The organism is Kutzneria sp. CA-103260, assembly GCF_018263855.1.
In the GTDB taxonomy this organism is placed as follows: Bacteria; Actinomycetota; Actinomycetes; order Mycobacteriales; family Pseudonocardiaceae; genus Kutzneria.
In genome coordinates this window covers 8,588,437-8,614,126 of the sequence record NZ_CP073318.1, presented here as the reverse complement: position 1 = coordinate 8,614,126, position 25,690 = coordinate 8,588,437, and the positions used below count along the sequence as shown (strand labels likewise).

Below are 25,690 nucleotides of genomic sequence, written 5' to 3'. Positions count from 1 at the left end.
GCCATTCGGCTCATATTCGATCAGCGGAGGGTCAATTCGGACAGGGGGCACTCACGTGCCAATCCGAAATAGAGAAGTCCCCCGGCTCGATCTCGCGGTCACACTACCCCGGCAGTCCCGCATTGTCTCCCAACGCGGGGACGTTGCTCACGCGCCTCCCGCGCGTGGTGCCTTTCGAACAGGCGCAGCGCTTCCTGCCAGGTGGATTCCGACTCCCCGGCCCGGCCGGTGGCGGCGTACAGGGTCGCCAGGTCACGCAGCGTGCGGGCCCGGCCGAGCGGCGCGGCCAGCGCGGTCCACCATTGCAGCGAACGCTGCAGATGCTGCTCGGCGTCGTCGAATCGGCGGGCCGCCAGGTCTAGTTCGCCGAGCGTGCGCAGCATCAGGGCCTGCCCGAAGCCGTCCTGCAATTGGCTGCACGTCTCCAGCCCGTCCAGCAGCGCGTCCCGTTCCTCATCGCCGCGCCCCTGCCGGATCCGCACCTTGGCCAGCGACTGCACGGTGTAGACCAGCATGTGCGAGTCGCCCAGCTCCACCATGCCGCGCAGCGCCTCGCCGCAGAACTTCTCGGCCGCCACCAGGTCGCCCATCGCCCGGTGGGTGATGCCGATGGACCGCAGCATCAGCGCCTGCCCGAACCGGTCAGCCAGCCGTTCGTACTCCGTCAGTGCCCGGTTGAGCTGCACCAGCGAGGCGTCGAACTCGCCCAGCTCGGTCAGCACCATGCCCAGGCCGTGCCAGGCGCGGGCCCGGATCTGCGGCGAGTGCGCCTCGCCGGCCAACTCGGGCTCCACCGCCAGCAGCGTCTGCTTGGCCTCGGCCAGGTCGCCGCGCTCGCGCAGCACGCTGGCCAGCTCCAGCTTGGACACCGTGACGTTGTCGGCGTCGCCCAGCCGCTCGTACACGGCCAGCGCCCGCCCGTAGTAGTCGGCGGCCTCGTCGAACCGGTCCTGCTCCAGCCGCAGCCGGCCCAGCCCCACATACAGCGAGGCCTTGCTGGCGTCGTCGCCGGCCAGGTCGGCGGCCTGCAAGGCGGCCGAATGCGTCTGCCACCACTGGTCGAACTGGTTGCGGGCGGTGAACGCCGACGCCGACAGCGCCGCCGCCAGGCTGGTCGAGGCGGTCACCAGACCCAGCTCGCTGGCCCGTTCCACCAGCGCCACGAACACCGAGCGCTCGGCGTCGAACCAGCCGACCGGGTCGGCCACCAGCCGGGCCAGCGTCGCCGGGTCGGGGGAGTGGAACCGTTCCCGGCCGGACACGTGCGTCGAGCTGCCCCGCGGCATCCGGGCGGTCGCCTCGTCGATCATCGTGACGGCGCAGTGCACCACCCGCTCCACCGCCTCGGTCGGCGGCTCCGGTTCCTCGGCCTCGGCCCGCTCGATGGCGAACGCCCGGGTCAGGTCGTGCAGCTGGTAGCGCGGCGAACCGGCCGCGTCCACCGTGACGGTGTCCAGCAGGTAGGTGTCGGCCAGCCGCTCCAGGACCCGCTCGGCGGCACCTACGGTGGTGTCCAGCAGCGGGGCGACGAACCAGGACGCGAACTCCATCGTGCCCAGCCAGCCGAGCAGGCGTAGCGTGCGCCGCTCCGACTCGGACAGACCCTCGTAGCTGAGCAGCAAGCTGCCCCGCACTTCCAGGTCGCCGACCGACAGCTCGTCCAGCAGCTGGTGGCGCTCCCGCAGCCGGGTCGCCATCAGGTGCAGCGGCCACTGCGGCCGGGCCGACAGCCGCGCGCCGGTGATCCGCACCGCCAGCGGCAGCCAGCCGCACAGCCGCACGATGTCCGCGGCGCCGTCCGGCTCGCGGGCCACCCGCTCCGCGCCGATCAGCGTCTCCAGCAGCTCGGTAGCCTCGGCCTCGGCGAACACCGCCAGGTCCACGTGCAGCGCCCCGGCCAGCGCCGGCAGCCGCCGCCGGCTGGTCACCAGCACCGCGCAGCCCGGGCCGCCCGGCAGCAGGTCCCGCACGTGCCGCTCGTCGGCCGCGTCGTCGAGCACGATCAGCACCCGGCGGTCGGCCAGCAGCGTGCGGTACAGGTCGGCGCGCTCCTCGATGCCGTCCGGAATGGACGATGCCGGCACGCCGAGCGCCCGCAGGAACCGGGCCAGCACCTCGGCCGGCTCCTGGGAGGCCGCGTGCACACCGCGCAGGTTCACGTACAGCTGGCCGTCGGCGTAGTGCTCGCGGACCAGGTGGGCGGTGTGGACGGCCAGCGAGCTCTTGCCCGCGCCGGCGGTCCCGGCGATCACGCACACCGTGGTGGCCTGGGTCGACTGCCGCAGCCGCCGGACCAGCATCGCGATCTCGGCCTCACGACCGGTGAAGTCGGCGACGTCCGGCGGCAGCTGCTGCGGGGCCGCCTTCGGCTCCGGGGCCGGGGTCTCGACCCGCGGCACGTCGGGCACCGGCTCCGGCACCTCGCCCCGCAGGATCCGGCCGTGCACCGCCTGGAACTCCGGGCTCGGCTCCACGCCCAGCTCGTCCACCAGCAGCCGGCGGCCCGACTCGTACTTCTCCAGCGCCTCGGCCTGCCGGCCGGCCTGGTACAGGGCCAGCATCAGCTGCCAGCGGGGCCGTTCGCGCAGCGGGTTGTCGTCCACCAGCGCCGACAGCTCGGCGATCAGCCGGGGCCCGCGGCCCAGCCGCAGGTCGGCCTCGATTCGGTCCTCCAGCGCGGCCAGCCGCAGCTGGTCCAGCCGGGTCCGCTCCCGCTCGGCCCATTCGCCGTCCACGCCGCCCAGTGCTGGGCCGCGCCACAGCTCCAACGCCTCGTTCAGCTCCTGCGCGGCTGCGGCGAACCGCTCCGCGGCCAGCGCCTGCCGGGCCTGTGCCACCTGCCGCGTGAACACGTGCACGTCGACCTGCTCGGGCGGCACGGCCAGTTCGTAGCCCGCGGACCGGCGCATGATGACGCCCTCGCCCAGCGCCCGGCGCAGCGTGGACACATAGGAGTGCACCCCCGCGCGGGCGCTGTCCGGGGGATCGTCGCCCCACAGCGCGTCGATCAGCACGTCGGTGGGCACCACATGGCCGGCGTTGACCGCCAGCAGGGCCACCAACGCCCGGGGCTTGCGGCCGCTCAACTCCACGGTGGTGTCGCCCGACACCGCGCAGACCGGGCCGAGAAGCCGAAAACGCAAACCCGATCCCCCCTCGCCCGCCTGCCTGTACCACGGATACCGGCAGGTCGAGGAGTGGTCAAGTAGACCGCGCTCACACAATTCCCGCCCTTACCGCCTTATCGGCGGTGGGCGTTGCTTCCGTTACCTCACGGCGTCGGCCTCGACGAGATTGGCCGCCACCCAGCGCTTGAGCGTGGCCAGGCTGGACACCACGCCCTGCTCAGCGCGCAGCCGCCGCCAGATCCGCTCCTGCGGCACGCCGTCGGCCCGCAGCCGGGCGATGAGCTCCCGGTTGTCGTCCAGCTCGCGCCAGGTGGTGCGGCGCAGTCGGGGCTCGGCGATGACCGGGTGCCGGCGGGCGATCAGCGCGGTCCAATCGGTCGGGGTCAGCGGCGGGCCGCCCGGCCGGATGCCGGCGGCCACCGCGCAGTCGGCGTACTTCTTCACGGTCTTGCGGTCGACGCCGACCGCGGCGGCCACGTCGGTGGTGGAGTCGCCCCGGTGCCAGCGCTCCAGCATCTCGGTGACCTGGTCGGCAGTGAACGTGCGGCGTGCCATGGTGAGTCCCCTGTCTCGATGGCCGGAACGGCGTCGGCGCGTCCCCTCTCCGCGCCGACGCCGTCGGTGGTGCGTCTGCTCAGCCGATCTGGGTGGTGTCCCGGCTCCAGCCGCCGTTGTGCTTCACGCGCTGCTGCACGGCCCCGGCGTGGACCACGTCCTGCACGGCGTCGCCGTTGGCCTCGGTGGCCAGCGCGACGGCGGTGCTGCCGGTGTTCTCGTCGAGGATGTAAGGCCCGTTGCTGAAACCGGCGGCGTAGTTGGTGATCTCGTAGGTGCGGCCGGTGCTGTCGATCACGTCGACGAGCTGGTCGCCGTTGGGCAGGACCGTGGTCGCCACCGAGGCGTAGGTCAGTCCGCCGCTGACGACGGTGCCGGGGCCCCACAAGCCGTTGTGCGCGGTCTGCTCGTCGAGCTGGCCGTTGTCGATGGTCACCCGGACGACGTCGCCGTTGGGCTTGGTGGCCAGGGCGACGGCCGAGGCCGTGAAGCTCTCGTCCATCAGGTTCGGCCCGCTGACGGTGCCGTCGGCGTGCAGCGTCCGCTCGTAGACCAGGCCGTTCGTGGTCACGCTGTCGATGAGCTGGTCGCCGTTGGACAGCACCGTCGTGGCGACGGCCTTGCTGTTGCCCTCCGGCGCCGAGAGAACCGTGCCAGGCCCCCAGAGGTTGCCGTTGTGAGCCTGCTGCACGTCGAGCTGGCCGTTCTTGACCTCGACCCGGACGGCGTCGCCGTTGGGCTTGGTGGCCAGGGCGATGGCCGTGACGCCACCGTTCTCGTCCATCAGGTACGGGCCGCTGACGGTGCCGTCGGCGTGCAGCGTCCGCTCGTAGACCAGGCCGCTGCTGTGGACGGTGTCGATGAGCTGGTCGGTGCCGACGACGGTGGTCGCCGTCGCGGTCACCGGACCCAGCCCATCGGCCGCCTGGGCGACCCCCGACGCCCCGATGAGAGCCAGCGCGACCCCCGCCGTCGCCGCCACCCCGCCGGCGACCCGCTTCATGCTCGTCATCTCTTCGTTCCCCCTCATCGTGTTCCCCTGCTGACAGGAACGACATTAGGAACGGGGGTTTGGGAAAACCTTGAGACAACCTCCTGCCCGGCCTCAAGGTCTGCCGGCGGGCAAACAAAAAGCCGTTCCGGTTCTCCCCTCCAGGAACCGGAACGGCTAGCGGTGACGCTGTGGTTGACTCTAATACGGGACCATTCCGGAGACCTTGAGGAAACCTTGAGGCCCAGGTCAGCGGCCCTGCGGAACGACAAAGGCCCCGGTCACCGAGTGACCGGGGCCCAGATCGGGAACTCTCACTTGCGATAGAAGCGCTCGTGCCGTCCCTGCAGGACCAGCTTGAGCCACTGCGCGAAGAGCTTGGGGTCCTTGCGGACGGTCAGGAAGTACAGGCCGAACCGGGCCACCTCCAGCAGCCCGAGCTTGCGCAGGCCCGGCTGGGAGAGCAGATAACCGCGGTTGCGGTAGGTGTAGTAGCGCTTGACCTCGTTCTCCGGGTCCTGGGCGTGGAACCTGCCGCCCAGCATCGGCTTGAACTCGGCGCTGCCGTTGGGGTGCAGGTACTGGGTGCGCAGGCTGGTGCCGAACGGCAGGCCGCTGCGGACCAGGCGCCGGTGGATCTCCACCTCGTCGCCGCGGAAGAACAGCCGGTAGTCCGGCACGCCGATGACGTCCAGCGCCTCGGCCCGGAACAGCGCGCCGTTGAACAGCGAGGCGATGCCGGGCAGGAAGTCCTCACCCAGCTCGTCGGCCCCGCGCTTCCAGGTCAGGCCGCGGCGTAGCGGGAAGGCCAGCGTGTTCGGGTCGTCGATGTCGACGACCACCGGCGAGATCGATGCCAGGCGGCGCTTCTGCGCCTCCTCGAACAAGATCTGCAGCACGTTTTCGTCGGCCGGGCGGCCGTCGTCGTCGGCCAGCCACACCCAGTCCGCGCCCAGCGACAGCGCGGTCAGCATGCCCAGCGCGAAACCGCCGGCCCCGCCGAGGTTGCGGTGCGAGGTCAGGTAGGTGGTGGGGATCCCGCAGGCCTCCACCACGTCCTTGGCCGGGTGCTCCGGGTCGTTGTCCACCACGACCAGGTGGTCGATCGGCTTGGTCTGGGCCGCCATCACCTTCAGCGACGTGGCCAGCAGCTCACGCCGGTTGTGGGTGACGATGACCCCGACGACCGCGCCCTTGGGCAGGCGCTGCGAGTTCATGCGCTCTCACCGTTCGGCAGCACCGGGTCGCCGGCCAGGCCGAGCCGTTCCAGCGTCTCCTTCGACATGTGCTCGAAGGGGTCACGGCCCTTGTACGCGGTGAGCACCTCGCGCAGCCCGCCCTGCATCTTCATCTGGCCGTGGTCCATCCAGATCGCGGTGTTGCACAGCTCCATCAGGAACTCGTCGGAGTGCGAGGCGAACACCAGCAGGCCGGAGCGGCGCACCAGGTCGTTGAGCCGGGTGCGGGCCTTGTCCAGGAAGGCCGCGTCGACCGCGCCGATGCCCTCGTCCAGGATCAGGATCTCCGGGTCGATGGAGGTGACCACACCCAGCGCCAGCCGGACCCGCATACCCGTGGAGTACGTGCGGATCGGCATCGACAGGTAGTTGCCGAGCTCGGAGAACTCGGCGATGTCGTCCATCCGCTGTTCCATCTGCTTGCGTGTCATGCCCAGGAACAGACCGCGGATGATGATGTTCTCGTAGCCCGACAGCTCGGGGTCCATGCCGACGCCGAGGTCGAACACCGGCGCCACCCGGCCGTTGATCTGGGCCGAGCCGCGGGTGGGCTCGTAGATGCCGGCGAGCATGCGCAGCAGCGTGGACTTGCCGGCGCCGTTGTGGCCGACCAGGGCCACCCGGTCGCCGTGCTTGAGCGACAGCGTGATGTCACGCAGCGCCTCGATGATCGGGACCTTGTTCTCGGTGCCGATCCGGCCACCGGCCTTGCCGAGCACCGCCTTCTTCAACGACCGCGTCTTGGCGTCGAAGATGGGGAAGTCGACCGAGGCGTTCCAGACGTCGATGCTGACCATTGCAGAAAGCCTCACTCACACCCAGTAGGAGATGCGGGCACGGTAGTTCTTCATGAAGACCAGGGCCAGCGCCCAGCCGAGCACCGCCATCACGATGGTGACGATCCAGCTCAGCGGGGTGACCTCCTGGCCGAGCAGCGGGCCGCGCATCACCTGCAGCAGGTGGTAGAGCGGGTTCCAGTCCAGCACGCTCTGGCCCAGGTCGCGGTTCTCCGGGCTCAGGGTGTCGATCGACCAGACGATCGGCGTGCCGTAGAACAGCAGCTGGATGATCGCGTTGATCACCTGCGGGATGTCCCGGTAGCGGGTGCTGATGATGCCCAGCAGCGTGGCCACCCAGCCGCCGTTGACGGCGATCAGCAGGAAGCCCGGGATCGCCAGCAGGATCGACCAGCCGATGCCGGGCTGGATGGTGCCGCCGCCGTTGGCGGCCAGCGAGTACGGCTCGATCAGGTGGCCGAGGAAGATCGCCGCGACGATGACGTAGACGATCAGGTTGTGCAGCAGCAGCAAGGTCTGTCGCCAGATCGTGCGCAGCACGTACACCGACAGCGGCGCCGGCAGGTGCTTGATCAGACCCTCGTTGGAGATGAAGGTCTGCAGGCCCTCCAGCAGGCATCCGCTCAGGAAGTTCCAGACGATGAAGCCGACCGTGACGTAGGGCAGGAACGTCGCGGTGTTCGCGTGGAACAGGAAGCCGTACAGCAGGCCGGTGCCCAGCGCGGTGACGCCCATGCCGATGGTGATCCACAACGGACCCAGCACCGAGCGGCGGTAGCGCTGCTTGATGTCCTGCCAGCCCAGGTGGGCCCACAGCTGCCGGTTCGCCAGGCCAGTGCTGATGTCCGCGAAAGCGCGCGACCAGCTGCGGGTCGACGACGCCGGCGGCTCCACGGGGCGGTCGATGGTGCTTGAGGGATGCACGAGGAACGAGGGTACCGGCGTCATTCCGTGGTGTTACGCCTGGGCGGGCACAGTCGGGTGACGACGCCGGACCACCGTAGCTACAGGTATTGGCCACTGCCCCGGATGTGCTGTTGGTCCGGCTCCGCGCCGCCGATGCCCGGCGGCAGCGCGCGGCCGCGCATCTGCTCCAGCTGCACCCGCGCCGCCATCTGCTGCGCGAACAGGGCGGTCTGGATGCCGTGGAACAGGCCCTCCAGCCAACCCACCAGCTGGGCCTGCGCGATGCGCAGCTCGGCGTCGGACGGGGTGGAGTCGTCGGTGAACGGCAGCGACAGCCGCTCCAGCTCCTCCCGCAACTCCGGCGCCAGGCCGTCCTCCAGCTCCGTGATGGACGCCTTGTGGATCTCCCGCAACCGGTTTCGGGAGGCCTCGTCCAGCGGCGCCGCCCGCACCTCCTCCAGCAGTTGCTTGATCATCGTGCCGATCCGCATCACCTTGGCCGGCTGCTCGACAAGTCCGCTCACGTCCTTGCCGGCCTCCGCCTCCTCGGCCGACGGCACCCGCGCGGAGCCGAGCTGGGCTCCGTCCGGTCCCACCACCACGATGTGCTGGGGTCCGCCTGCCTCGCTGTCGTTGGGCGCTGTCATGCCTCCATCCTGGCACCCGGGAGTGCCGCTGCGCTGCGTGCTCGCCTACGGTGTGTGGCATGGCGTTCGACGTCGCTCGGGTCCGTGGGCTGTTCCCCGCTCTCGGCGACGGCTGGGTGCACCTCGACTCACCGGCCGGCATGCAGGTGCCCGAGCAGGTCGCGACCGCCGTTTCCACCGCGCTGCGGGCCCCGGTCTCCGGGCCGGGCGGCATCTTCCCCGCCTCCCAGCGAGCCGAGGCGATCGTGGACGCGGCCCGGCGGGCCGTCGCCGACCTGGTCGGCGCCGAACCGGGGGGCGTGGTGCTGGGCACCAGCTCGGCGGTGCTGCTGCAACGGCTGGCCGACGCCCTCGGCGACGGTTGGCTGCTCGGCGACGAGGTGGTGGTGTCCAGACTGGACCATCCGGCCAACGTCTCGCCGTGGCAGCGGGCCGCGCAGCGTTCCGGCGGGACCGTGCGCTGGGCCGAGATCGACATCGAGACCTGCGAGCTGCCGGCCTGGCAGTACGACGAGATCGTCTCGGCGCGGACCAAGGTGGTCGCCATCACCGCCGCCTCCGGCGCGGTCGGCACCCGGCCCGATCTGGCCAAGATCGCCGAGACCGCGCACAACGCCGGCGCGCTCGTGGTGGTCGACGCCTCCTCGGCGGCCCCGTTCATGCCGCTGGACATCGTCGCCATGGGCGCGGACATCATCGCCGTGTCGGCCAACGCCTGGGGCGGGCCGCCGGTCGGGGCCCTGGTGTTCCGGGACGCCAAGCTGCTGGACCGGCTGCCGTCTGTGGCGCTGGAGGCCGGGGCCCGCGGGCCGGAGCGGCTGGAGCTGGGGCCGCATCCGTATCCGCTGCTGGCCGGGCTGGTCGCGTCCGTGGACTATCTGGCCGCCCTGGACGACGCAGCCGTCGGGCCACGCCGGGAACGCCTGATGAGCTCGCTGGGCTCGGTCAAGTCCTACCAGGCCGGGCTGCTCTCCCATCTGATCAACGAGCTGCGGTGGTCCCGCAACGCCATGGTCATCGGCGACGCCATGCGCCGCGTGCCCTCGCTGGCCTTCACCGTGACCGGCGTGAAGGCCGTCGAGGCGGTGGAGCACCTGGCCGAACGCGGCGTGTGCGCCTTCGCCGACCCCGGCCAGAACGGCGTGTTCTCCGTGCTCGGCGTCGGCGAGATCGGTGGTGCGGTGCGCATCGGGTTGGCGCACTACACCAACCAGATGGAAGTCGACCAGCTGATCCGCGCGCTCGCCGACATTGGATAGCCGCGAGCTGGCCGACGTCTCGGCCTGGATCCGGCTGACGCCGCTGCTGACCGAGTACCTGCCCTTCACCGGCCAGGACCTGCGGCCCGCCGGCCTCACCGTGCTGCTCGACGAGGTGCTGCTCGGGGCCCGCAGCGTGCTGGTGGAATGCGGCTGCGGCGCCGCCTCCGTGCTCATCGCCCGACTGCTGCACCGCCGCGGCTTCGGGCACCTGCTGTCGCTGGAGCACGACGAGCGGCAGGCCGCCTTCGTCGCCAGCCAGCTGCGCCGCGAGGGCCTCGGGCACGTGGCCCGGGTGGTGCACGTGCCGCTGATGCCGCACCCCGCCGCCATCGGCCGGGCCGGCTGGTACGCGCCCGAGGTCGTGCACGACGAGGTGTCCGAGTACGTCGACCGGTTCGGGCTCGTCGACCTGCTGCTGGTCGACGGCCCGTCCGGTGACGATCTGATCCGCTATCCGGCCATGCCTGTGTTCCGCGGCGTGCTCGCGCCCGGGGCCGCCGTGCTGCTCGACGACATCGGGCGCCCCGGCGAGCTGACCGTGATGGACCGCTGGCGGCGGGAGTTCGCGCTGCGCTTCCGCACCGAGCAGACCATCGGCTACGCCCTGCTCACGCCGTGAGCACCAGCTTGCCGAACACGTCCGAGGCCTCCAGCGCCCGGTGCGCGTCGGCCGCCTGCGCCATCGGCAGCGTGCGGCCGATGATCGGCTTCACCGCGCCCGACTCCACCAGCGGCCACAGCCGGTCGCGGACGTCGGCGATGATGTCCGCCTTGCCGCCCTTGCCCGTGACCGGGCGGGCCCGCAGGCCGGCCGAGTAGACGCCGCCCCGCTTGGCCAGCAGCGCGCCGATGTTCAGCTCGCCCTTCACGCCGCCCTGGAACCCGATGACCACCACCCGGCCGTCCATCGCCAGCACGTCGATGTTGCGGGGCAGGTAGGACGCGCCCATGTTGTCCAGCACCACGTCCGCGCCGTGGCCGTCGGTCGCCTTGCGGACCTCTTCCACGAAGTCCTCGGTCTTGTAGTTGACGGCGATGTCCGCGCCCAGCTCCCGGCACTTGTCCAGGCGCTCCTGGGAACCCGCCGTCACCGCCACCGTCGCGCCCAGCGCCTTGCCGATCTGGATCGCGCATGTGCCGATGCCGCCCGCGCCGCCGTGCACCAGCAGCACGTCCCCTTCGGCCAGCCCCGCGGTCTGCACCACCGTCGACCACACCGTGCACACCACTTCCGGCAGGCCCGCCGCGTCCACCAGGCTCACGCCCTTCGGCACCGGCAGCAGCTGCGGCGCCGGCACCGCCACCTTCTCCGCGTAGCCGCCGCCGGCCAGCAGCGCGCACACCTCGTCGCCGGGCTGCCAGCCCTCGACGCCGTCGCCGACCGCGGCGATCGTGCCCGAGCACTCCAGGCCCAGGATCTCCGACGCGCCCTTCGGCGGCGGGTAGAACCCCTGCCGCTGCAACAGATCCGCCCGGTTCACCGCCGTCGCGGCGACGTCCAGCAGCACCTCGCCCGGCCCTGGCACTGGATCCGGCGTCTCCGCCCATTCGAGCACTTCCGGGCCGCCCGGCTGCCTGATCGTGATCGCGTGCATGGCTTCGACCGTAATCCGCTGGCCGTGCCGACGCCTCGCGGGCACCATCACGTCATGGAGCCTTGGCCACTGCGGAACCTGGTGCTACGGACCCAGCGACTCGAACTGCGTCCCGACGACGACTACGGCCTCCACCAGCTGATCGAGGTGGCCCGGGCCGGCATCCACCCGCCCGAGTACATGCCCTTCGACATCCCGTGGACCGACGCCCCGGACGCCGAGCTCGGCCTCAACACGCTCCAGTTCTACTGGTCCCACCGGGCTCAGCTGCGGCTCGACAACTGGCACCTGCACTTCCTGATTCGCTTGGACGGCAAGGTGATCGGCGAGCAGGCAGTGCACGGCCGCGACTTCGCCGTCACCCGCGAGGTCAGCACCGGCTCGTGGCTCGGCCGTGAATTCCAGGGCCACGGCTACGGCACCGAGATGCGCGCCGCCGTCCTCGCCTTCGCCTTCGACCACCTCGGCGCCGTGCAGGCCCGCACCTCCGCCTACGTCGACAACGAGGCCTCCCTGCGGGTCAGCCGCTCCCTCGGCTACGTCGACGACGGCACCATGCGCGACTCCCGCCGTGGTGAGCCGGCCGTGCAACTCCGCATGCTCGTCACGGCCGACCGCTTCGCCACCTTCCGCCCCCGCTGGAAGCTCGACGTCGAAGGCATCGACGAGTGCCTCCCCCTGCTCATCGCCTGAACCCCGGCGAGTCCCGCTCAGCGTCACACCGAAATGCGGGTTTCGTCAGCCCAGGTCGTTCGTGTTGAACGTGTCGCAGGAGGCCGGGTTGCCGCTCTGGTAGCCGGTCGTGAACCAGTGCTGCCGCTGCGCCGACGTGCCGTGGGTGAACGAGCCGGAGTTGACCTGCCCGCTGCCCAGGTTCTTCTGGATGAAGTCGTCGCCGATGCGGGAGGCGGTGTCCAGGGCGTTGGCGATGTCCTGCTGCGACACGTTGGTGATGAGCGGCTTGCCGTTCGAGGCGGGGGTGCTGGTGGCGTGGTTGGCCCACACCCCGGCGTAGCAGTCGGCCTGCAGCTCCAGCCGCACGGAGCCGGAGGTGGCGCCGCTGCCCTTGCCGATGTTCTTCGAGGTGCCCAGCAGGTTCTGCACGTGGTGCCCGTACTCGTGGGCGAGCACGTACCCCTCGACGAACGGACCGCCGGTGGCGCCGAACTTGGTCTGGAGCTCCTTGAAGAAGCTCAGGTCGATGTACACGTGCTGGTCAGCGGGGCAGTAGAAGGGCCCCATGCCGGTGGTGCCGGTGCCGCAGCCGGTCTGCTGCCGGTTGGTGAAGAAGATGGTGGTGGCCTTGCGATAGGTCTTGCCGGACCGGGAGAACTGGTCCTGCCAGTAGGCCTGGATGGAGTTGACCAGGGCCACGTCCCGGCAGTCCTGGCTGGTGTTGGCCTGCGCGCCGGTCTTGCACTGGTTGATCGTGGAGTTGTTGGGCTGTCCGGAAAGCTGGTTCGGCGAGCCACCGCCGCCGGCGAAGTGGCTGATCACCAGCCACAGCACCAGCCCGACGATGCCGATGCCGCCGCCACCCAGGGCGAGGCCGCCGAGCGGGAACCCGAAGCCGCCACCGCCGCCACCGCCCGATCCCCGGTAGTCCTGGACCTGCGAGGTGTCCAGGTCCGCGTCGTCGTTGAACTGCACGGTTCCTCCCGTTCGTCGACGACGTCCACGATAGGCGGAGCCCGGACATGCCTGGGTGCGGTGCCCCCGAAGGCCACCGCACCCAGGTCCAACCGGAAAAGTGACGGTCGCGGTCGTCGCGAGGTTGGCGTGGAACCTCACCAGGTGCGCCCTGAAACGCATCCGATGTGGGGCTCAACATCGTCGACGTGCGCGAAACGGATGTGCGCACCCGAGACCTAGCTGGTGCTGCTCACAGTCGCGACCGGACAGGCACCGACCGATCCGGCCGCGGGGGTGCAGCCGACACGCCGACCGTCACAGCGAAGCTCTTCCGCCATAGCACCACCTGGTCCCTTCCCGGGCGATCCGCGAAAACTAGTTCCCGCTGGTCCATCCGTGTTTCGAGCTTGCTCCTACGTGACCTTGATCACAACCCCCTGTGGGTACCTGAATCGGTTGATTGTGCTGGTCACACAGTGTCAGGGCGTCCGCGTGACCCGGTCCGAGGCCGGCGGCGCCAGGTTCTGGTGCGCCGTCAGGTACGCCGTGAAGGCGTCCAGGTCGATCGCCCCGCCGACGATGCTCGAGCCCTGCTTCAGCACGCTGAAGCCGTCGCCGCCGCCGGTCAGGAAGTTGTTCGCGGTCACCTTGTAGCTGCCGTCCGGGGTCACCGGCTGGCCGTTCACCGACAGCGCCGTGATCCGCGAGCCGACCGGGGCCGACGCCGACCACGTGTAGTGCAGGCTGGACGAGATCTGCAGCATCTTCGTCGCCACCGAGCCGTCCGGCTGCGGCTGCCACTGCTGCTCCAGCAAGGCCTTGAGCTGCGCCCCGGTCAACGTCTCGGTCTGCAGGATGTTCGCGAACGGCTGCACGGTGAACGCGTTCGAGTACGTCACGGTGCCGTCGGCCACACCGGCCGTCGAGGACTTGAAGTTCAGGTCCGCGCGAATGCCGCCCGGATTCATCACGGCCACCTGCGCGCCCGCCGACTTCGTCGACTCCAGCTGCGCGTCGGCGATCACGTCACCCAGCGGCGACTCGCCCGACGGCTGCTGCGCCGCCACGATGTCCGAGGTGATCGAGCCGACCGCCTTGTTCGCGATCGGGGCCGCCTCGGTGACGGCCTTCGACACCAGGGCCTGCACGGTCGGATCCGGCGTCACGTCCCGCGTGACAACCTCGTTGTGCGACACCGTCTTGCTCCGGATCGCGTCCCGGGTCCTCGGGTCGATCTTCAGGTCCACCACCGACAGCAGCCGGCCGAACGAGGCGCCCTGGATCAGCGGCCGCGGGTTGCCGGCCGGGTCGTTGACCGTGCAGTCGTACTGCTGGTGGCTGTGGCCCGAGAAGATCACGTCCACCTTCGGCGACGCCGCCTTGGCGATCGCCAGCGCCGGCCCCGGATCCGTCTTGCAGTCGTTCGGGCCGCCGCCCTCGGTGTTGTCGCCCTGGTGCAGCAGCACCACGATCGTCTTCACGCCCAGCCGGTCCAGCAGGTCCGCCGACTTGTTGATCGCCTGCACCTCGTCGCCGAACTTCAGGCCCTTGATCGCGTCGGCCGAGGTCACACTGGGCAGGTCCTTCAGCGGCACGCCGATCACACCCACCGGCACCCCGCCGGAGAAGTCCACCGTGAACGGCAGCGCCGCCGGCAGCCCGTTGTCGAACGTCATGTTCGCCGCCAGATACGGCCACTTGGCGCCCGAGAACGACTTCTCGAACTGGCAGCCGTCCGACGCGCAGCCGCCGAACTGCTTGCGCAGCAGCTCCTGGTAGCCCTTGTCCAACTCGTGGTTGCCGATCGCCGACGCGTTCACGCCGATGTCGTTCATGAAGTCGATCGTCGGCTCGTCGTGGAACAGCGCCGAGGCGAGCGGGGAGGCCCCGACGTTGTCGCCGGCCGAGAACAGCAGCGTGTTCTTCGTGCGCAGCTGCTTCACGTGCGTCGCCATGTACGCGGCTCCGCCCGCCACCACCGACGTGCCGTCCGACAACGTCACCCGGCCCGACGAACCGGCCGGCGGCTCGAGGTTGCCGTGGAAGTCGTTGAACGCGATCAGGCGCACGTCGATCGGGGCCGGCGTCGCCTGCGCCGGCGCCCCGGTCAGCGTCAGCGCCGCCGCGGCGGTGACCGCCAGCGCGCCGAGCCGTCTAGCCAAAACGATCATGTCGATCCTTCCGGAATGCGCCCGACTCCCCGTTCGGGCGTTCGGCGAGGGAGTGTGCCCCGTGACCGGAAACAACGCCAGGTTCAGCGACTGAACGGGACGTGACGGTTAGCCTTGACAAGTGAGCGAACCCCAGTGGCTCGACGACGGCGAGATGGCCGCCTGGCGGGCCTACCGCGTCTCCAGCATCCTGCTGGAAGGCCAACTGCACCGGGAACTCGTGGACGCCCACGACATCACCCTCGCCGACTACGAGGTCCTGGTCCGCCTCGCCGAGCGCCCCGACCACCGCATGCGCATGAGCGTGCTCGCCGCCGAAGTCGCCTCCTCCAAGAGCCGCGTCTCCCACCAGATCGCCCGCATGGAACGCGACGGCCTCGTCGAACGCGACAACTGCTCCAGCGACGGCCGCGGCGTCTACGCCGGCCTCACCGACGCCGGCATGGCCAAACTCCGTGAAGCCGCCCCCACCCACGTCGACGGCGTTCGCCGGCACATGATCGACCTCACCACCGAGACCCAGCAGGCCACCCTCGCCAAGGTCTTCGAACGCATCGGCGCCATGCTGGCCGAGACCCCCGACGACTGACCAGCTACCCTTGCCCTCCAGGGAAGCGTGGCAGAGCGGCCGAATGCATCCGCCTTGAAAGCGGAAGACGGGCAACCGTCCGGGGGTTCAAATCCCTCCGCTTCCGCTCAGGGGTGACGTGTGCGTTGTGGGTACCCCGACGCCTCGTCGCTCCAGGTGCTTTGTGGGGCTCGCGCCCCACACCCCCAGGCAGGAGGGGCTTCGCCCCCTGCACCCCCTTTCGGGCTCGGCTTCGCCATCGCCCTCGGATCAAGGCTTCGCTTCGCTCGCCACTGGTGCTCGCCATCGAGCGCCGGTCAGGGCCCGGGAGGCTTTGTCGGGGTTGTGGTTGCTGGAGTAACGCGTGTTGTGGCTGTGGCGATAGTGGGGCAGGTTTGGGTGATTTTTTGGGGAATCTGTTGAGAATCGCCGACGGCTGATCGCGGCTGTTCTGTACGGTTTCGTTGACGTGGAGGAAATATGGCCTGGCTTGGCTCGGTTGGCAATCAAGACCTTGAACGCTACTTTCCCGTACCGCCGAACGATACCTTTGCGACCCTGGTGGAGGTCGTCGGCGAACGGTTCAAGCTCAAGGATTCCGACGACTTCACGATGACGGTGAACTTCAGCAAGGGTGCCAGCGCCTTCACGTGGGGCGAGAATTTCACCGCGCAGGTCGTGCCAGCTGAAGGGGGCTCGAACGTCAAGGTCGCGGGAATGGGAAAGGTGGGCGGCCAAATTTAGCAAGCCGCCCGTATCAGGAAGCTCGTCGACCAGATGTTCACCGAGTTGACCGCCCGCTTGCGGCAGCGCCACAGCGACAGGGCGTAGCGGCGGTTGTCGGTCCGGTGCGTCGGGTGTGTAACGCGACGAGTGGTTACCGCCGATCCTGGCGATAGACCCGGCTTGTGCCGGGTGACCGAACCAGGGGAGGGGTTCTTCTCTTGACGCACACCCTGTTGCGCCGGATCGCGATCGGATCCGGCGCTCTGACCATTGCGCTGACCACGGCACTGAGCGGTGTCGCGGCGGCCGATGAGACGCCGACCAGCGCCGGCTCCAACGTGCAGCAGCACGCCGACCAGCCCGCGCCGAAGTTCGACGTGTCGATCAAGTTCGACCAGCCGTCGTACCACTCGGGCGACACGGTCACCGGCTCCATCAAGATCACCAACATTGGCGAGGCCCTGGTGCCCGCGGTGCGGCTGGTCGCCTCGGCGGACAACCTCAAGTGGGAGATCAAGGACTCGCAGAGCATCTGGCTCAACGGACCCGGGGTGGCCATGGCTCCGGGCGCCACCGAGGTCCGCACGTTCACCGGCACGATCCTGGACCCGAACAAGCCGATCACGGCTCTGGCCATCGTGCGCGTCTACGAGCCGGTGGACAGCACGTTTCGGGCCGTCGACGCGACGGCCACGGTCACGCCGACCAAGGGCGGCATCGTGGGCACGCTGTACGGCGATGCCAACGGCAACGGCAAGTACGACCAGGGCGAAGGCCTGTCCGGCGTGCAGGTCACGATCACCGGCGGCGTGCCGAGCACGACCCCGCCGGCGGTGCAGACCGACGCCGACGGCAAGTTCACGTTCAAGGACATCCCGTCTGGCCTGTACACGGCGAGCTTCGGCACCGTGCAGGGCTATGTGCTGCCGGCCGCGCGATGGCAGGTCGACGACAAGTCGCTGGAAGTCAGCGTGCAGGGTCGGCGACCGGTCGCCGACACCCTCAAGGCTTCGGTGAAGCTGAACGCCGACACCTACGCGGTCGGCGACATCGCGCACGTGACGGTGACGCTGACCAACGGCGGTGACTACGACCTGGCCGGCATCACGGCGGCCTGCGACCGCAGCGGCGAATCCCATGCCATGGGTGGCGACCTGAGCGGCTGGGGTGATCTCGCCATCGGCCGCCGCGGGGTCACGGTGCCCGCGCACGGGACGGTGACGCTCGACGTGACCTCGCCGGTGCCCGCCGAGGCTCACCGCTACGGCTACACCGACCTGTCGTGCGACTTCGGCCAGTTCCCCGCGTACCCGGAGGGCGTGCACGCGGAGATGGCGCTTGCGCGGGTGACCGGCGCGGTGGCGTCTGTCGAGGGCACGCTGCTGCACGACAAGAGCGCCGTCGCTGGCGTCAAGATCTACCTGACCGACCACATCGTGAAGAAGATCGTCGCCAGCACGGTCACCGACGCCGAAGGCAAGTACAAGTTCACCGGGGTGCCCGCCGGCCTGTACGACATCGGCCTGGTCGGCCCGTGGAAGCTGGTCGACAGCGAGCCGTGGACCGTCTTCGAGGGCGACAACCCCGGGTCGGACATCGCCGTTGTGCCGGGCCCGGACCAGCCGGACCCGTCTGCGCCCCCGACCACACCGACCGCCCCGACGACGCCGGCCCCGCAGGCGTCGCCGGTGCTGGCCAACACCGGGGCCGCCGACGTGCTGACCCTGACCGGGACGGCGATCGGCGCGCTGGTCATCGGCTTCGGTCTGGTGCTGCTGTCCCGGCGGCGTCGGACCAGCTGAACCAGGGCAACGCCAGGGTTGGACCCTGATGCTTCGAGCCTGTGCCGCGGCGCAGGCTCGAAGCATGGTCAAGGTACGGGACATGGCTTTTGTCGCCGCGCCGCTGCTGCTCGGCGGCTACGGCATGGTGCGGTTGCTCACCGATCACGGGCCGGGCGTCGGCTGGACGGTGTCACACCTGCTGTTCCTGGCCGGGTTCGTGCTGTTCGTGCCGGTGCTGCTGACGCTCGGCGACCGGCGGGGCACGGCGCCGGTCATCGCCGCGGTGGGCCTGCTCGGGGCGGCTGCGGCGGTCGCCCAGGCGGTGATCGACATCGTGGTCGGCCTGCTCGCCCATGACCGGGCCGGGATGGACGTGCTCTACGACCAGATCCAGTCCGTGCCGGCCCTGCTGCCCGGCGTCTATGTGGTCGGGACGGCGCTGTTCTACGTCTGCCTGATCGCGCTGGCCGTGCTCAACCGGTGTGAACTGGGGTGGTGGAGCCCGGTGCTGCTGGCCATCGGCACCGCGCTCACCGTGTGCAGTCTCGACCTGATCCCACTCACCGCAGTTTGCTTCCTGTTAGCGCTCGGTCCGTACGGTGTGCGCCGCACCGACCACCGACTGACTGGGGCCGCGCCGTGAGCAACGCAGGAATCTTCTTCCGGGAGTTCATCCGCTCGCCGCTCACCACCGCGTCGGCGATCCCCAGCTCGAAAGCGCTGTCTGAGCAGATGGTGGCGCCCATTCCCGAACAGGGCGAACCGGTGGTCGTCGAACTCGGGCCCGGCACCGGCGCGTTCACCGAGGTGATCCAGTCCCGACTGGACGGCCGCGGCCGGCACCTCGCTGTGGAACTCAACCCGCGCCTGGCCGACGTGCTGGCCAAGCGCTTTCCGGACGTCGAAGTGATCGTCTCCGACGCCGAGCGATTGCCGGAACTGTTGGCGGACCGGGGAATCCGGGCCGATGTGGTGATCAGCGGGCTGCCGTGGGCGGCATACCGAGGCAAGCTCACCGACGCCGTCGCGACGGCCATGGCCCCGGCTGGCGTCTTCACCCAGTTCACCTACACCTGGACCCGCTGGGCCGGGCCGTCCAAACGGCAGCTGGCCGGCTTTCGGCGCTGCTTCGAGGAAGTCGTGCTCACCAGGACCATCTGGGACAACGTGCCGCCCGCGCTGGTGCACGTGATGCGCCGTCCCCGGCGCGTTTAGACGTGGATCACAACGGGTAGGCAACGCTCGGCGGGCCAGGGGGCCGGTCGCGTTGACTGGAGTTCACCCCGGCGTGATTGGGTGGTGAGATGACGGAAACCAGGACCGAAAACCTGCCGTTGACCGACGGACGCGAGCTGCGCGTGACAGCCGCGGAACCGGACGTCGCAGCGCGGGGCGGTCTGGTGCTGCTGCACGAGGCCCGCGGGGTCACCGACACGGTCCGGCTGCTGGCCGGCTCGCTGGCGGCCGAGGGCTGGCTCGTGGTGGCGCCGCACCTCTACCCGGACGCCGACGAGCTGCCCGCGCAGCTGCCCGTCGAATCCGTGCTCGCGGACATCGACGTCGCCTGCGTGTGGCTCGCCGAGCGGGGCATCACCCCCGACCGGACCGGCGTCATCGGCTTCGACCTCGGCGGCGCCGCCGCCCTGATCGTGGCGACCAGGCGCGCCATCGGCGCGGCGGTCAGCGTCTCCGGTCGGGGCATCCTCGCGCCGCTGTCCGACGGCATGCCCTCGCTGGTCGATGTCGCACACGAGCTGAGCTGTCCGTGGCTCGGCCTCTACGGCGAGCAGGACGAGCACGTCACCGCCGAGGAGGTCGACAAGCTGCGCGACGCCGCCGCCTCAGCCCCCGTCGCCACCGACGTCGTCCGGGTGGCGCAGGCCAACCACCGCTTCGACACCGACCCGAAGGCCAGTGCCGAAGCGTGGCAGCGCACCCTCAACTGGTTCGACTCACACCTGCGCTGATCAGGCGACGCCGGCGGCCACCGAGATCTCCGGCTCGGTGGCCGATCGGACGTCGTCCACCGACACCCCAGGCGCCAGCTCCACCAGCCGCAGGCCGTCCGGCGTGATGTCCAGCACGGCCAGGTCGGTGATGATCCGCTGGACCACCCCGCGGCCGGTGAACGGCAGCGAGCACTCCTTGAGGATCTTCGGCGAGCCGTCCTTGGCGGTGTGCTCCATGATCACGATCACCCGGCGGGCCCCGTGCACCAGGTCCATCGCGCCGCCCATGCCCTTGATCAGCTTGCCCGGGATGGCCCAGTTGGCGAGGTCGCCCGACGCCGACACCTGCATGGCGCCCAGAATCGCGGTGTCGATGTGGCCGCCGCGGATCATGCCGAACGACAGCGCCGAGTCGAAGAACGCCGCACCCGGCAGCGTCGTCACGGTTTCCTTGCCCGCGTTGATCAGATCCGGATCCACCGCGTCGTCCGTCGGGTACGGGCCGGTGCCCAGGATGCCGTTCTCGCTGTGCAGCACCACCGTGACGCCCTCGGGCAGGTAGTTCGGCACCAGCGTCGGCAGGCCGATGCCCAGGTTCACGTACTGGCCGTCCTCGAGCTCCCGCGCGGCCCGGGCGGCGATCTCCTGCCTGCTCCAGCCCATCACTGGGCCTCCCTCACGGTCCGGCGCTCGATGCGCTTGTCGCTGTTGGTCACCAGCACCACCCGCTGCACGAAGATGCCCGGCAGGTGCACGTGCTCCGGGTCCAGCTCGCCCGGCTCCACCAGCTCCTCCACCTCGGCCACCGTCACCCGGCCGGCCATCGCGCACAGCGGGTTGAAGTTCATCGCCGACTTGTTGAAGACCAGGTTCCCGTGCCGGTCGCCCTTCGCCGCCCGCACCAGCGCGAAGTCGGTGGTGATGGCCTCTTCCAGCACGTAGTCGCGGCCGTCGAACGTCCGCGTCTCCTTCGGCGGTGACGCCACCGCCACCCCGCCGTCCGGCGCGTACCGCCAGGGCAGGCCGCCCTCCGCGATCTGCGTGCCGCCACCCGCCGGCGTGAAGAACGCCGGGATGCCGCAGCCACCCGCCCGCAGCCGCTCCGCCAGCGTGCCCTGCGGGACCAGCTCCACCTCTAGCTCGCCCGACAGGTACTGGCGGGCGAACTCCTTGTTCTCGCCCACGTACGAGGACGTCATCCGGGAGATCCGCCGATCGTGCAGCAGGACGCCCAGGCCCCAGTCGTCCACACCGCAGTTGTTCGACACGACCTTCAGGTCGCCTACCCCAAGGTCGTGCACCGCTCCGATCAGATCGCTCGGAATCCCGCACAACCCGAATCCGCCAACGGCGAGGGTCGCCCCCGCAGGCAGATCACTGACCGCGTCCGCCGCGGACGGCCGCACCTTGTCCATTTTCACTCCCCGGCCACGTCGATGTGGACCCGTTCACGCTAGTGACCGCCCGCCACGGCCGTCCACCTCCGACCGGGGGTGGCCCACGCCACACCGCTCAAGCCGAACCCGCAGGTCACACCCCATCTGACCCCCCGTTTTGGAGCCTGCGGGCGGAGTGTGTAGTCTTATCGACGGTAGCCGAGGGCTCCGGGGAGGCTTCGCCTAGTCTGGTCTATGGCGCCGCACTGCTAATGCGGTTTGGGTTCACCCCCATCCCGGGTTCAAATCCCGGAGCCTCCGCAACATCCTGGTTCTGCTAGGATGACAACTGAACACGCGCCCGTAGCTCAACGGATAGAGCATCTGACTACGGATCAGAAGGTTAGGGGTTCGAATCCCTTCGGGCGCACGCGCAAGAGCTGGGAGAGCCCTGTTTCGTCTTTGACGAAACAGGGCTCTTGCTTTGTGTTTTGTGGGGCTCGCGCCCCACACCCCCAGGCAGGGCGGGCTTCGCCCCCCTGCGCCCCCCTGCGGGCTCGGCTGCGCCATCGCCCTCGGGTCAGGCTTCGCTTCGCTCGCCCTGGGGTGGGTGGGGCTTCGCTGCGCTCGCCGCGGGAGGTTGCGGTTCGGGGGGAGGGGCTAACGGAATGTGGCGGATGGCGGACTTGTCGGGCGACGGCGAGTCTGGAGGGCCGCGAGGTGGACGAGAGCGAAGGTGCCGGGCCGAATGGGCCGGTGATTGATCAGGAGTTGGTGACACCCAGGCGACGACGGTGGGCGGGGCCGTTCGTGGGTGGGGTGGCGGTTGGGGCATTGCTGCTGAGCGTGGTGTGGGGACTGAGCCAGCCGAAAGGGCCGGGGCCAGCGTCACTGCTCATAGCTGCAACCGGTGGCGGGGCGACGACTAGCGGCAAAGCTGCACCCACGACGTTCACGCTGCTGGGGACATTCAGCCTTTACGGAACCTCGTCCACAGTCGGCGGCGCGTGCCACGGCAGTGGCGGGTACAGCGACATAGCGGACGGGGCATCGGTGACGGTCTACGACGCGGCGGGCAAGGTCGACGCGATCGGAGCGATCACGCGACCGCAAAGCCTTGGTATGTCGGGCTGCACGTTCTCGATCGTGGTGTCGGCCGTGCCGAACGACGACAAGTTCTACCAAGTCGAGATCACGCATCGGGGCAAGGTCACGGTGACGGCGGACGACGCCAAGGCGGGGCGGGTAGCCCTGACGTTGGGGAACTAAGGCGTGAGCGGACGGCGGGGCAGTGGGCTGGAATAGACGATGGTGGTGGTGACGGGGCCGAGGGTGGAAATGCGGCCGGTGACCTCCTCCAGGTGGCGCATGGAGCGGGCGAGGACCTTGAGGACGAAGCAGTCCTCGCCGGTGACGTGGTGCGCCTCGGTGATCTCCGGAGTGGTGTCGACGAGGCTGTGGAACGGCTTGTAGTTGTTGGTGGGGTAGCGCAGGCGGACGAAGGCCATGATCGACAGGCCGAGGCGTTCGGGGTCGACGACGGCGGAGTAGCCGGTGATGACGCCGGCCTCCTCGAGACGGCGGACGCGTTCGGTGACGGCGGAGGGGGACATGGAGACGGCGCGGGCGAGCTCGGCGTAGCTGGCGCGGCCGTCGGCCTGGAGTGCCTCCAGGATGCGCCAGTCGGTGGAGTCCAGGGAATCCGTGGTCACAGAGGCAGAATGGCATGGAAAAGCTGGCAACGGGTGAGAAGTGCCGTGGATCTTAGGTTCAGAGCGAGGGATCCGGTCCATAGCGTTGAGGCATGAACTTCTTTGAAATGTGTCTGGAGTTCCAGACGGACGTCAGCGACGTGGAAAAGGCCCTGAGCAGCGGAGACCCGGGGTTCGTGCTGGTGGACACCAGAAGTGCGCAGGCGTGGGGCCAGGGCCGGATCCCGGGGGCGATCCGACTGGAAGGGGCGCGGCTGGACCCGGCGGTTCCGGTGGTGACCTACTGCTGGGGACCGGGCTGCAACGGGGCGACGAAGGCGGCGGCGGAGCTCACACGCAGGGGATTCCAGGTCCGGGAGATGATCGGCGGCATCGAGTACTGGATCAGGGAGGGCTTCCCGATCCGCACGGACGACGGCGACAAGCTGGGCGAACCCGACCCGCTGACGGCTCCGGTTCGAGCACTGGACTGCGGTTGTTGACGAGTTAACCTTCGCACTGTGGCAGTTGTGCTCGACGGGAAGTCGTTGACGTGCGCGGAGGTGATCGCGGTCGCCGTCCGCGGCGAGCCGGTGAGCATCGACCCGACAGCACGGGAATGGGTGCGGCGGGCGGCGGACCTGGCCCAGGAAGTCACGGGCCGGCGTCCGGTCTATGGCCGCACGACGGGTGTGGGCGCCAACCGCATGGTCAGCGTGGAGGCGCAGGAAGTGGCGGCCTTCGGGCGTCGCCTGCTCCGTAGCCACGCGGGTGGCACGGGACCGCTGATCCCGGAGACGGAAGCGCGGGCGATGATGGTCGTGCGCGCCAACCAGATCCTCGCGGGCCACTCCGGGGTGTCCGAACACGTGCTGGATTCGCTGGCGCTGGCCCTCAACGCACGCTGCTTCCCGCAGGTGCACTCCATCGGCGCGATCGGCACGGGCGACCTGACGGCGTTGGCCGAGCTGGCGTTGACCCTGCTCGGCGAGCAGCCGTGGATGGGCCCGCACCCGTTGCCGCCGATCGACTTCGCGACCTCGGACGCACTGGCCTTCCTGAGCAGCAACGCCCTGACGATCGGCCAGTCGGTGCTGGCACAGGGACAGCTGTCGGCGTTGCTGGACCAGACGTGCACGACGGCGGCGCTGTCGCTGCTCGCGGTGGACGGCTCGCCCGAGCCGTTCGCGGAGGTGGTCCACCAGTCGCGGCCGCACCACGGCAGCCAGCTGGTGGCGCGACGTATCCGCGACCTGCTCGGCGAGATCACGCACACGCCGGCCCGGGTGCAGGACCCGTTCGGCCTGCGCTGCTTCCCGCAGGTGCACGGCGAGGCGGTGGACGGCCTGTCGGCGCTGGAGCAGGTGCTCAGCGTGGAGATCAACGCAGGCGCGGAGAATCCGCTGGTGTCGGTGTTGGACGGCGACGTCTTCCACCACGGCGGTTTTCACAGCATCACGCTCAGCCTCGCCCTGGACAAGGCGCGGCTGTCGGCGCTGCAGACGGCGCAGCTGTCGGTGAACCGGCTGGCGATGCTGTGCGAGCCGAACTACACCGGCCTGCGGCCGTTCGCGGCGGACGAGGCCAGCGGCAGCTCCGGCCTGATGGTGATCGAGTACACCGCCGCGGCCTCGCTGGCCAGCTTCCGGTCGATGGCCATGCCGGCGGTTCTGGGCCACGCCACGTTGTCCCGGGGCGTCGAGGAGCACGCCAGCTTCTCGGCCCAGTCGGCCCGGATGACCGGCGAGGTGGTGCCGCACTTCGTGATCGCGCTGGCGTGCGAGCTGATCGCCAGCGTCCGGGTGCTCCGGATGCGACAGATGCACCCGAACAACAGCGTCGAACTGCGGGCCGCGTTCGACAACGCGGTGGCCATCCTGCCCACGGAGACCGAGGACCGGCCGCTGACCGTGGACCTGATGACGGCGAGCGCGCTGCTCACCGGCGAGCACGTGGAGATGGCGGAGCAGCTCCGCAGGGTCACAGATAAGCCTGCGTGAGCTGCTGCTCGGCATCGTCCAGGTACTCGGCGAGCATCTGTTCGGCCCGCTCCCGGCCCTGCTCGGCCAGCGCGGCCAGGATCTCCTGGTTGCGCTGGATGTAGGGCTCGTGGAAGCGCCGCGGATCGCCCATCACGTGGAACACCAGCCGTAGCTCGGCGAGGATGCCACGCATCATGTCGACGACCCGCGGGCTGCCGGCGAGCTCGCACAGCGCCTGGTGGAACCGCAGGTTCTGGGTGCCGACCGCGACCCAGTCCGAACGTGCGGCGGCCGCCTTGGCCTCGTCCACGACCGCCTGCACACGCCGCAGGTCCTCGTCGGTGACCTCGGCATAGCGCAGCGCCCCGCACTCGACGACCTTGCGCAGCCGGTACAGGTCGGTGACGTCGTCCTTGGTCAGCGTCCGCACGAACACGCCGCGATTCAGCTCGTGCACCAGCAGCCGCTCGTGGGTGAGCAGCCGGAACGCCTCACGCAGCGTGTTGCGGGAGACGCCCAGCGCGGAGCCGATCGCTTCCTCCGACAGCCGGGTGCCCGGCGGCAGGTCGCCGACGATGATCCGGGTGCGCAGCACGTCGGAGACGCGTTCCGCGGTGCTCACACGGTCCAGCTGAATGCGGTCGGCGGCGAGCAGCTCCACCGGTCCGCCGGTCGGATCGGCCACTGGGCTC

Annotated in this window: 26 protein-coding genes and 3 tRNA genes; 15 read left to right on the top strand and 14 right to left on the bottom strand. The window is 69.9% G+C overall.

The annotated features are described in order from the left end of the window. Window positions 1-98 precede the first annotated feature (98 nt). From JJ691_RS38020 to JJ691_RS37990, 7 genes are all read right to left on the bottom strand, one after another. Complete coding sequence (locus JJ691_RS38020; RefSeq protein WP_211764339.1) at window positions 99-3,143, bottom strand: AfsR/SARP family transcriptional regulator; 3,045 nt, start codon at window positions 3,141-3,143, stop codon at window positions 99-101. A 123-nt stretch (window positions 3,144-3,266) separates the two neighbouring features. Further along, on the bottom strand, window positions 3,267-3,683 hold the full coding sequence (locus JJ691_RS38015) for a hypothetical protein (protein WP_211764338.1): 417 nt from the start codon (window positions 3,681-3,683) through the stop codon (window positions 3,267-3,269). 79 nt (window positions 3,684-3,762) lie between these two features. After that, window positions 3,763-4,695, bottom strand: coding sequence for a hypothetical protein (locus JJ691_RS38010; protein WP_211764337.1), 933 nt, complete (start codon window positions 4,693-4,695; stop codon window positions 3,763-3,765). 293 nt (window positions 4,696-4,988) lie between these two features. Beyond that, window positions 4,989-5,891: a galactofuranosyltransferase GlfT1 gene (gene glfT1, locus JJ691_RS38005; RefSeq protein WP_211764336.1), complete on the bottom strand. Its 903-nt coding sequence runs from the start codon at window positions 5,889-5,891 to the stop codon at window positions 4,989-4,991. Next, complete coding sequence (gene wzt / locus JJ691_RS38000; RefSeq protein ID WP_211764335.1) at window positions 5,888-6,709, bottom strand: galactan export ABC transporter ATP-binding subunit Wzt/RfbE; 822 nt, start codon at window positions 6,707-6,709, stop codon at window positions 5,888-5,890. The genes glfT1 and wzt overlap by 4 nt, the downstream gene beginning before the upstream one ends. A gap of 15 nt (window positions 6,710-6,724) precedes the next feature. Then, complete coding sequence (wzm, locus tag JJ691_RS37995; RefSeq protein ID WP_442912506.1) at window positions 6,725-7,633, bottom strand: galactan export ABC transporter permease subunit Wzm/RfbD; 909 nt, start codon at window positions 7,631-7,633, stop codon at window positions 6,725-6,727. A gap of 80 nt (window positions 7,634-7,713) precedes the next feature. Beyond that, on the bottom strand, window positions 7,714-8,262 hold the full coding sequence (locus JJ691_RS37990) for a bacterial proteasome activator family protein (protein ID WP_211764333.1): 549 nt from the start codon (window positions 8,260-8,262) through the stop codon (window positions 7,714-7,716). A gap of 59 nt (window positions 8,263-8,321) precedes the next feature. Between JJ691_RS37990 and JJ691_RS37985 the strand changes: the two genes are divergently transcribed. Next, window positions 8,322-9,521, top strand: coding sequence for a cysteine desulfurase-like protein (locus JJ691_RS37985; protein ID WP_211764332.1), 1,200 nt, complete (start codon window positions 8,322-8,324; stop codon window positions 9,519-9,521). Continuing rightward, on the top strand, window positions 9,514-10,143 hold the full coding sequence (locus tag JJ691_RS37980) for a class I SAM-dependent methyltransferase (protein ID WP_211764331.1): 630 nt from the start codon (window positions 9,514-9,516) through the stop codon (window positions 10,141-10,143). Before JJ691_RS37985 ends, JJ691_RS37980 begins: the two co-directional genes overlap by 8 nt. Here the strand turns inward: JJ691_RS37980 and JJ691_RS37975 are convergent. Next, entirely contained in the window at window positions 10,133-11,119 is a 987-nt protein-coding gene (locus tag JJ691_RS37975; RefSeq protein WP_211764330.1) for an NAD(P)H-quinone oxidoreductase, read from the bottom strand. The genes JJ691_RS37980 and JJ691_RS37975 overlap by 11 nt on opposite strands. A gap of 54 nt (window positions 11,120-11,173) precedes the next feature. Between JJ691_RS37975 and JJ691_RS37970 the strand changes: the two genes are divergently transcribed. Then, window positions 11,174-11,812, top strand: a complete 639-nt coding sequence (locus tag JJ691_RS37970; RefSeq protein WP_211764329.1) for a GNAT family N-acetyltransferase — start codon at window positions 11,174-11,176, stop codon at window positions 11,810-11,812. A 45-nt stretch (window positions 11,813-11,857) separates the two neighbouring features. Here JJ691_RS37970 and ypfJ read toward each other — a convergent pair whose 3' ends face one another. Both ypfJ and JJ691_RS37960 read right to left on the bottom strand, forming a co-directional pair. Beyond that, complete coding sequence (ypfJ, locus tag JJ691_RS37965) at window positions 11,858-12,769, bottom strand: KPN_02809 family neutral zinc metallopeptidase (protein ID WP_211764328.1); 912 nt, start codon at window positions 12,767-12,769, stop codon at window positions 11,858-11,860. A gap of 461 nt (window positions 12,770-13,230) precedes the next feature. Next, window positions 13,231-14,919, bottom strand: a complete 1,689-nt coding sequence (locus JJ691_RS37960) for a bifunctional metallophosphatase/5'-nucleotidase (protein ID WP_442912795.1) — start codon at window positions 14,917-14,919, stop codon at window positions 13,231-13,233. A 157-nt stretch (window positions 14,920-15,076) separates the two neighbouring features. On the opposite strand from JJ691_RS37960, the gene JJ691_RS37955 reads away from it, so the two are divergent. The 7 genes from JJ691_RS37955 to JJ691_RS37925 all read left to right on the top strand — a co-directional run bounded on the left by JJ691_RS37955 (window position 15,077) and on the right by JJ691_RS37925 (window position 19,967). Beyond that, complete coding sequence (locus JJ691_RS37955; protein ID WP_211771965.1) at window positions 15,077-15,511, top strand: MarR family winged helix-turn-helix transcriptional regulator; 435 nt, start codon at window positions 15,077-15,079, stop codon at window positions 15,509-15,511. Between the two features lie 21 nt (window positions 15,512-15,532). Then, window positions 15,533-15,617 (top strand) — tRNA-Ser (locus tag JJ691_RS37950). Between the two features lie 353 nt (window positions 15,618-15,970). Further along, window positions 15,971-16,234 (top strand): hypothetical protein, encoded by a 264-nt coding sequence (locus JJ691_RS37945; RefSeq protein ID WP_211764326.1) that lies wholly within the window; start codon window positions 15,971-15,973, stop codon window positions 16,232-16,234. A 200-nt stretch (window positions 16,235-16,434) separates the two neighbouring features. Continuing rightward, a complete protein-coding gene (locus JJ691_RS37940) occupies window positions 16,435-18,018 on the top strand; it encodes an SdrD B-like domain-containing protein (protein ID WP_211764325.1) in 1,584 nt (527 codons plus the stop codon). 64 nt (window positions 18,019-18,082) lie between these two features. Next, window positions 18,083-18,643, top strand: coding sequence for a hypothetical protein (locus tag JJ691_RS37935; RefSeq protein ID WP_211764324.1), 561 nt, complete (start codon window positions 18,083-18,085; stop codon window positions 18,641-18,643). Then, the gene (locus JJ691_RS37930) at window positions 18,640-19,215 is read left to right on the top strand and encodes a class I SAM-dependent methyltransferase (protein ID WP_211764323.1); all 576 of its coding nucleotides are present in this window, start codon (window positions 18,640-18,642) and stop codon (window positions 19,213-19,215) included. The genes JJ691_RS37935 and JJ691_RS37930 overlap by 4 nt, the downstream gene beginning before the upstream one ends. 89 nt (window positions 19,216-19,304) lie before the next feature. Continuing rightward, on the top strand, window positions 19,305-19,967 hold the full coding sequence (locus JJ691_RS37925; protein WP_211764322.1) for a dienelactone hydrolase family protein: 663 nt from the start codon (window positions 19,305-19,307) through the stop codon (window positions 19,965-19,967). Here the strand turns inward: JJ691_RS37925 and JJ691_RS37920 are convergent, their stop codons facing one another. Beyond that, window positions 19,968-20,612 carry a CoA transferase subunit B gene (locus tag JJ691_RS37920; RefSeq protein WP_211764321.1) on the bottom strand — a complete coding sequence of 215 codons (645 nt, stop codon included), beginning with the start codon at window positions 20,610-20,612 and terminating at the stop codon, window positions 19,968-19,970. Then, complete coding sequence (locus JJ691_RS37915) at window positions 20,612-21,364, bottom strand: CoA transferase subunit A (RefSeq protein WP_211764320.1); 753 nt, start codon at window positions 21,362-21,364, stop codon at window positions 20,612-20,614. The genes JJ691_RS37920 and JJ691_RS37915 overlap by 1 nt, the downstream gene beginning before the upstream one ends. Window positions 21,365-21,557: 193 nt before the next feature. On the opposite strand from JJ691_RS37915, the gene JJ691_RS37910 reads away from it, so the two are divergent. The 3 genes from JJ691_RS37910 (at window position 21,558) to JJ691_RS37900 (ending at window position 22,594) form a co-directional block, all read left to right on the top strand. Beyond that, a tRNA-Ser gene (locus JJ691_RS37910) sits at window positions 21,558-21,646 on the top strand. 36 nt (window positions 21,647-21,682) lie between these two features. Continuing rightward, window positions 21,683-21,755 (top strand) — tRNA-Arg (locus JJ691_RS37905). 290 nt (window positions 21,756-22,045) lie between these two features. Continuing rightward, window positions 22,046-22,594 (top strand): hypothetical protein, encoded by a 549-nt coding sequence (locus JJ691_RS37900; RefSeq protein WP_211764319.1) that lies wholly within the window; start codon window positions 22,046-22,048, stop codon window positions 22,592-22,594. Here JJ691_RS37900 and JJ691_RS37895 read toward each other — a convergent pair. Further along, a complete protein-coding gene (locus tag JJ691_RS37895; RefSeq protein WP_211764318.1) occupies window positions 22,591-23,037 on the bottom strand; it encodes an Lrp/AsnC family transcriptional regulator in 447 nt (148 codons plus the stop codon). The two genes, JJ691_RS37900 and JJ691_RS37895, sit on opposite strands and share 4 nt — an antisense overlap. A 92-nt stretch (window positions 23,038-23,129) precedes the next feature. Here JJ691_RS37895 and JJ691_RS37890 point away from each other — a divergent pair, with 92 nt between their 5' ends. Beyond that, window positions 23,130-23,519, top strand: coding sequence for a rhodanese-like domain-containing protein (locus tag JJ691_RS37890; protein WP_211764317.1), 390 nt, complete (start codon window positions 23,130-23,132; stop codon window positions 23,517-23,519). An 18-nt stretch (window positions 23,520-23,537) separates the two neighbouring features. Beyond that, window positions 23,538-25,016: an aromatic amino acid ammonia-lyase gene (locus JJ691_RS37885; RefSeq protein WP_249227275.1), complete on the top strand. Its 1,479-nt coding sequence runs from the start codon at window positions 23,538-23,540 to the stop codon at window positions 25,014-25,016. Here JJ691_RS37885 and JJ691_RS37880 read toward each other — a convergent pair. Next, the gene (locus JJ691_RS37880; RefSeq protein WP_211764316.1) at window positions 24,997-25,683 is read right to left on the bottom strand and encodes a GntR family transcriptional regulator; all 687 of its coding nucleotides are present in this window, start codon (window positions 25,681-25,683) and stop codon (window positions 24,997-24,999) included. The two genes, JJ691_RS37885 and JJ691_RS37880, sit on opposite strands and share 20 nt — an antisense overlap. Between the last annotated feature and the right edge of the window lie 7 nt (window positions 25,684-25,690).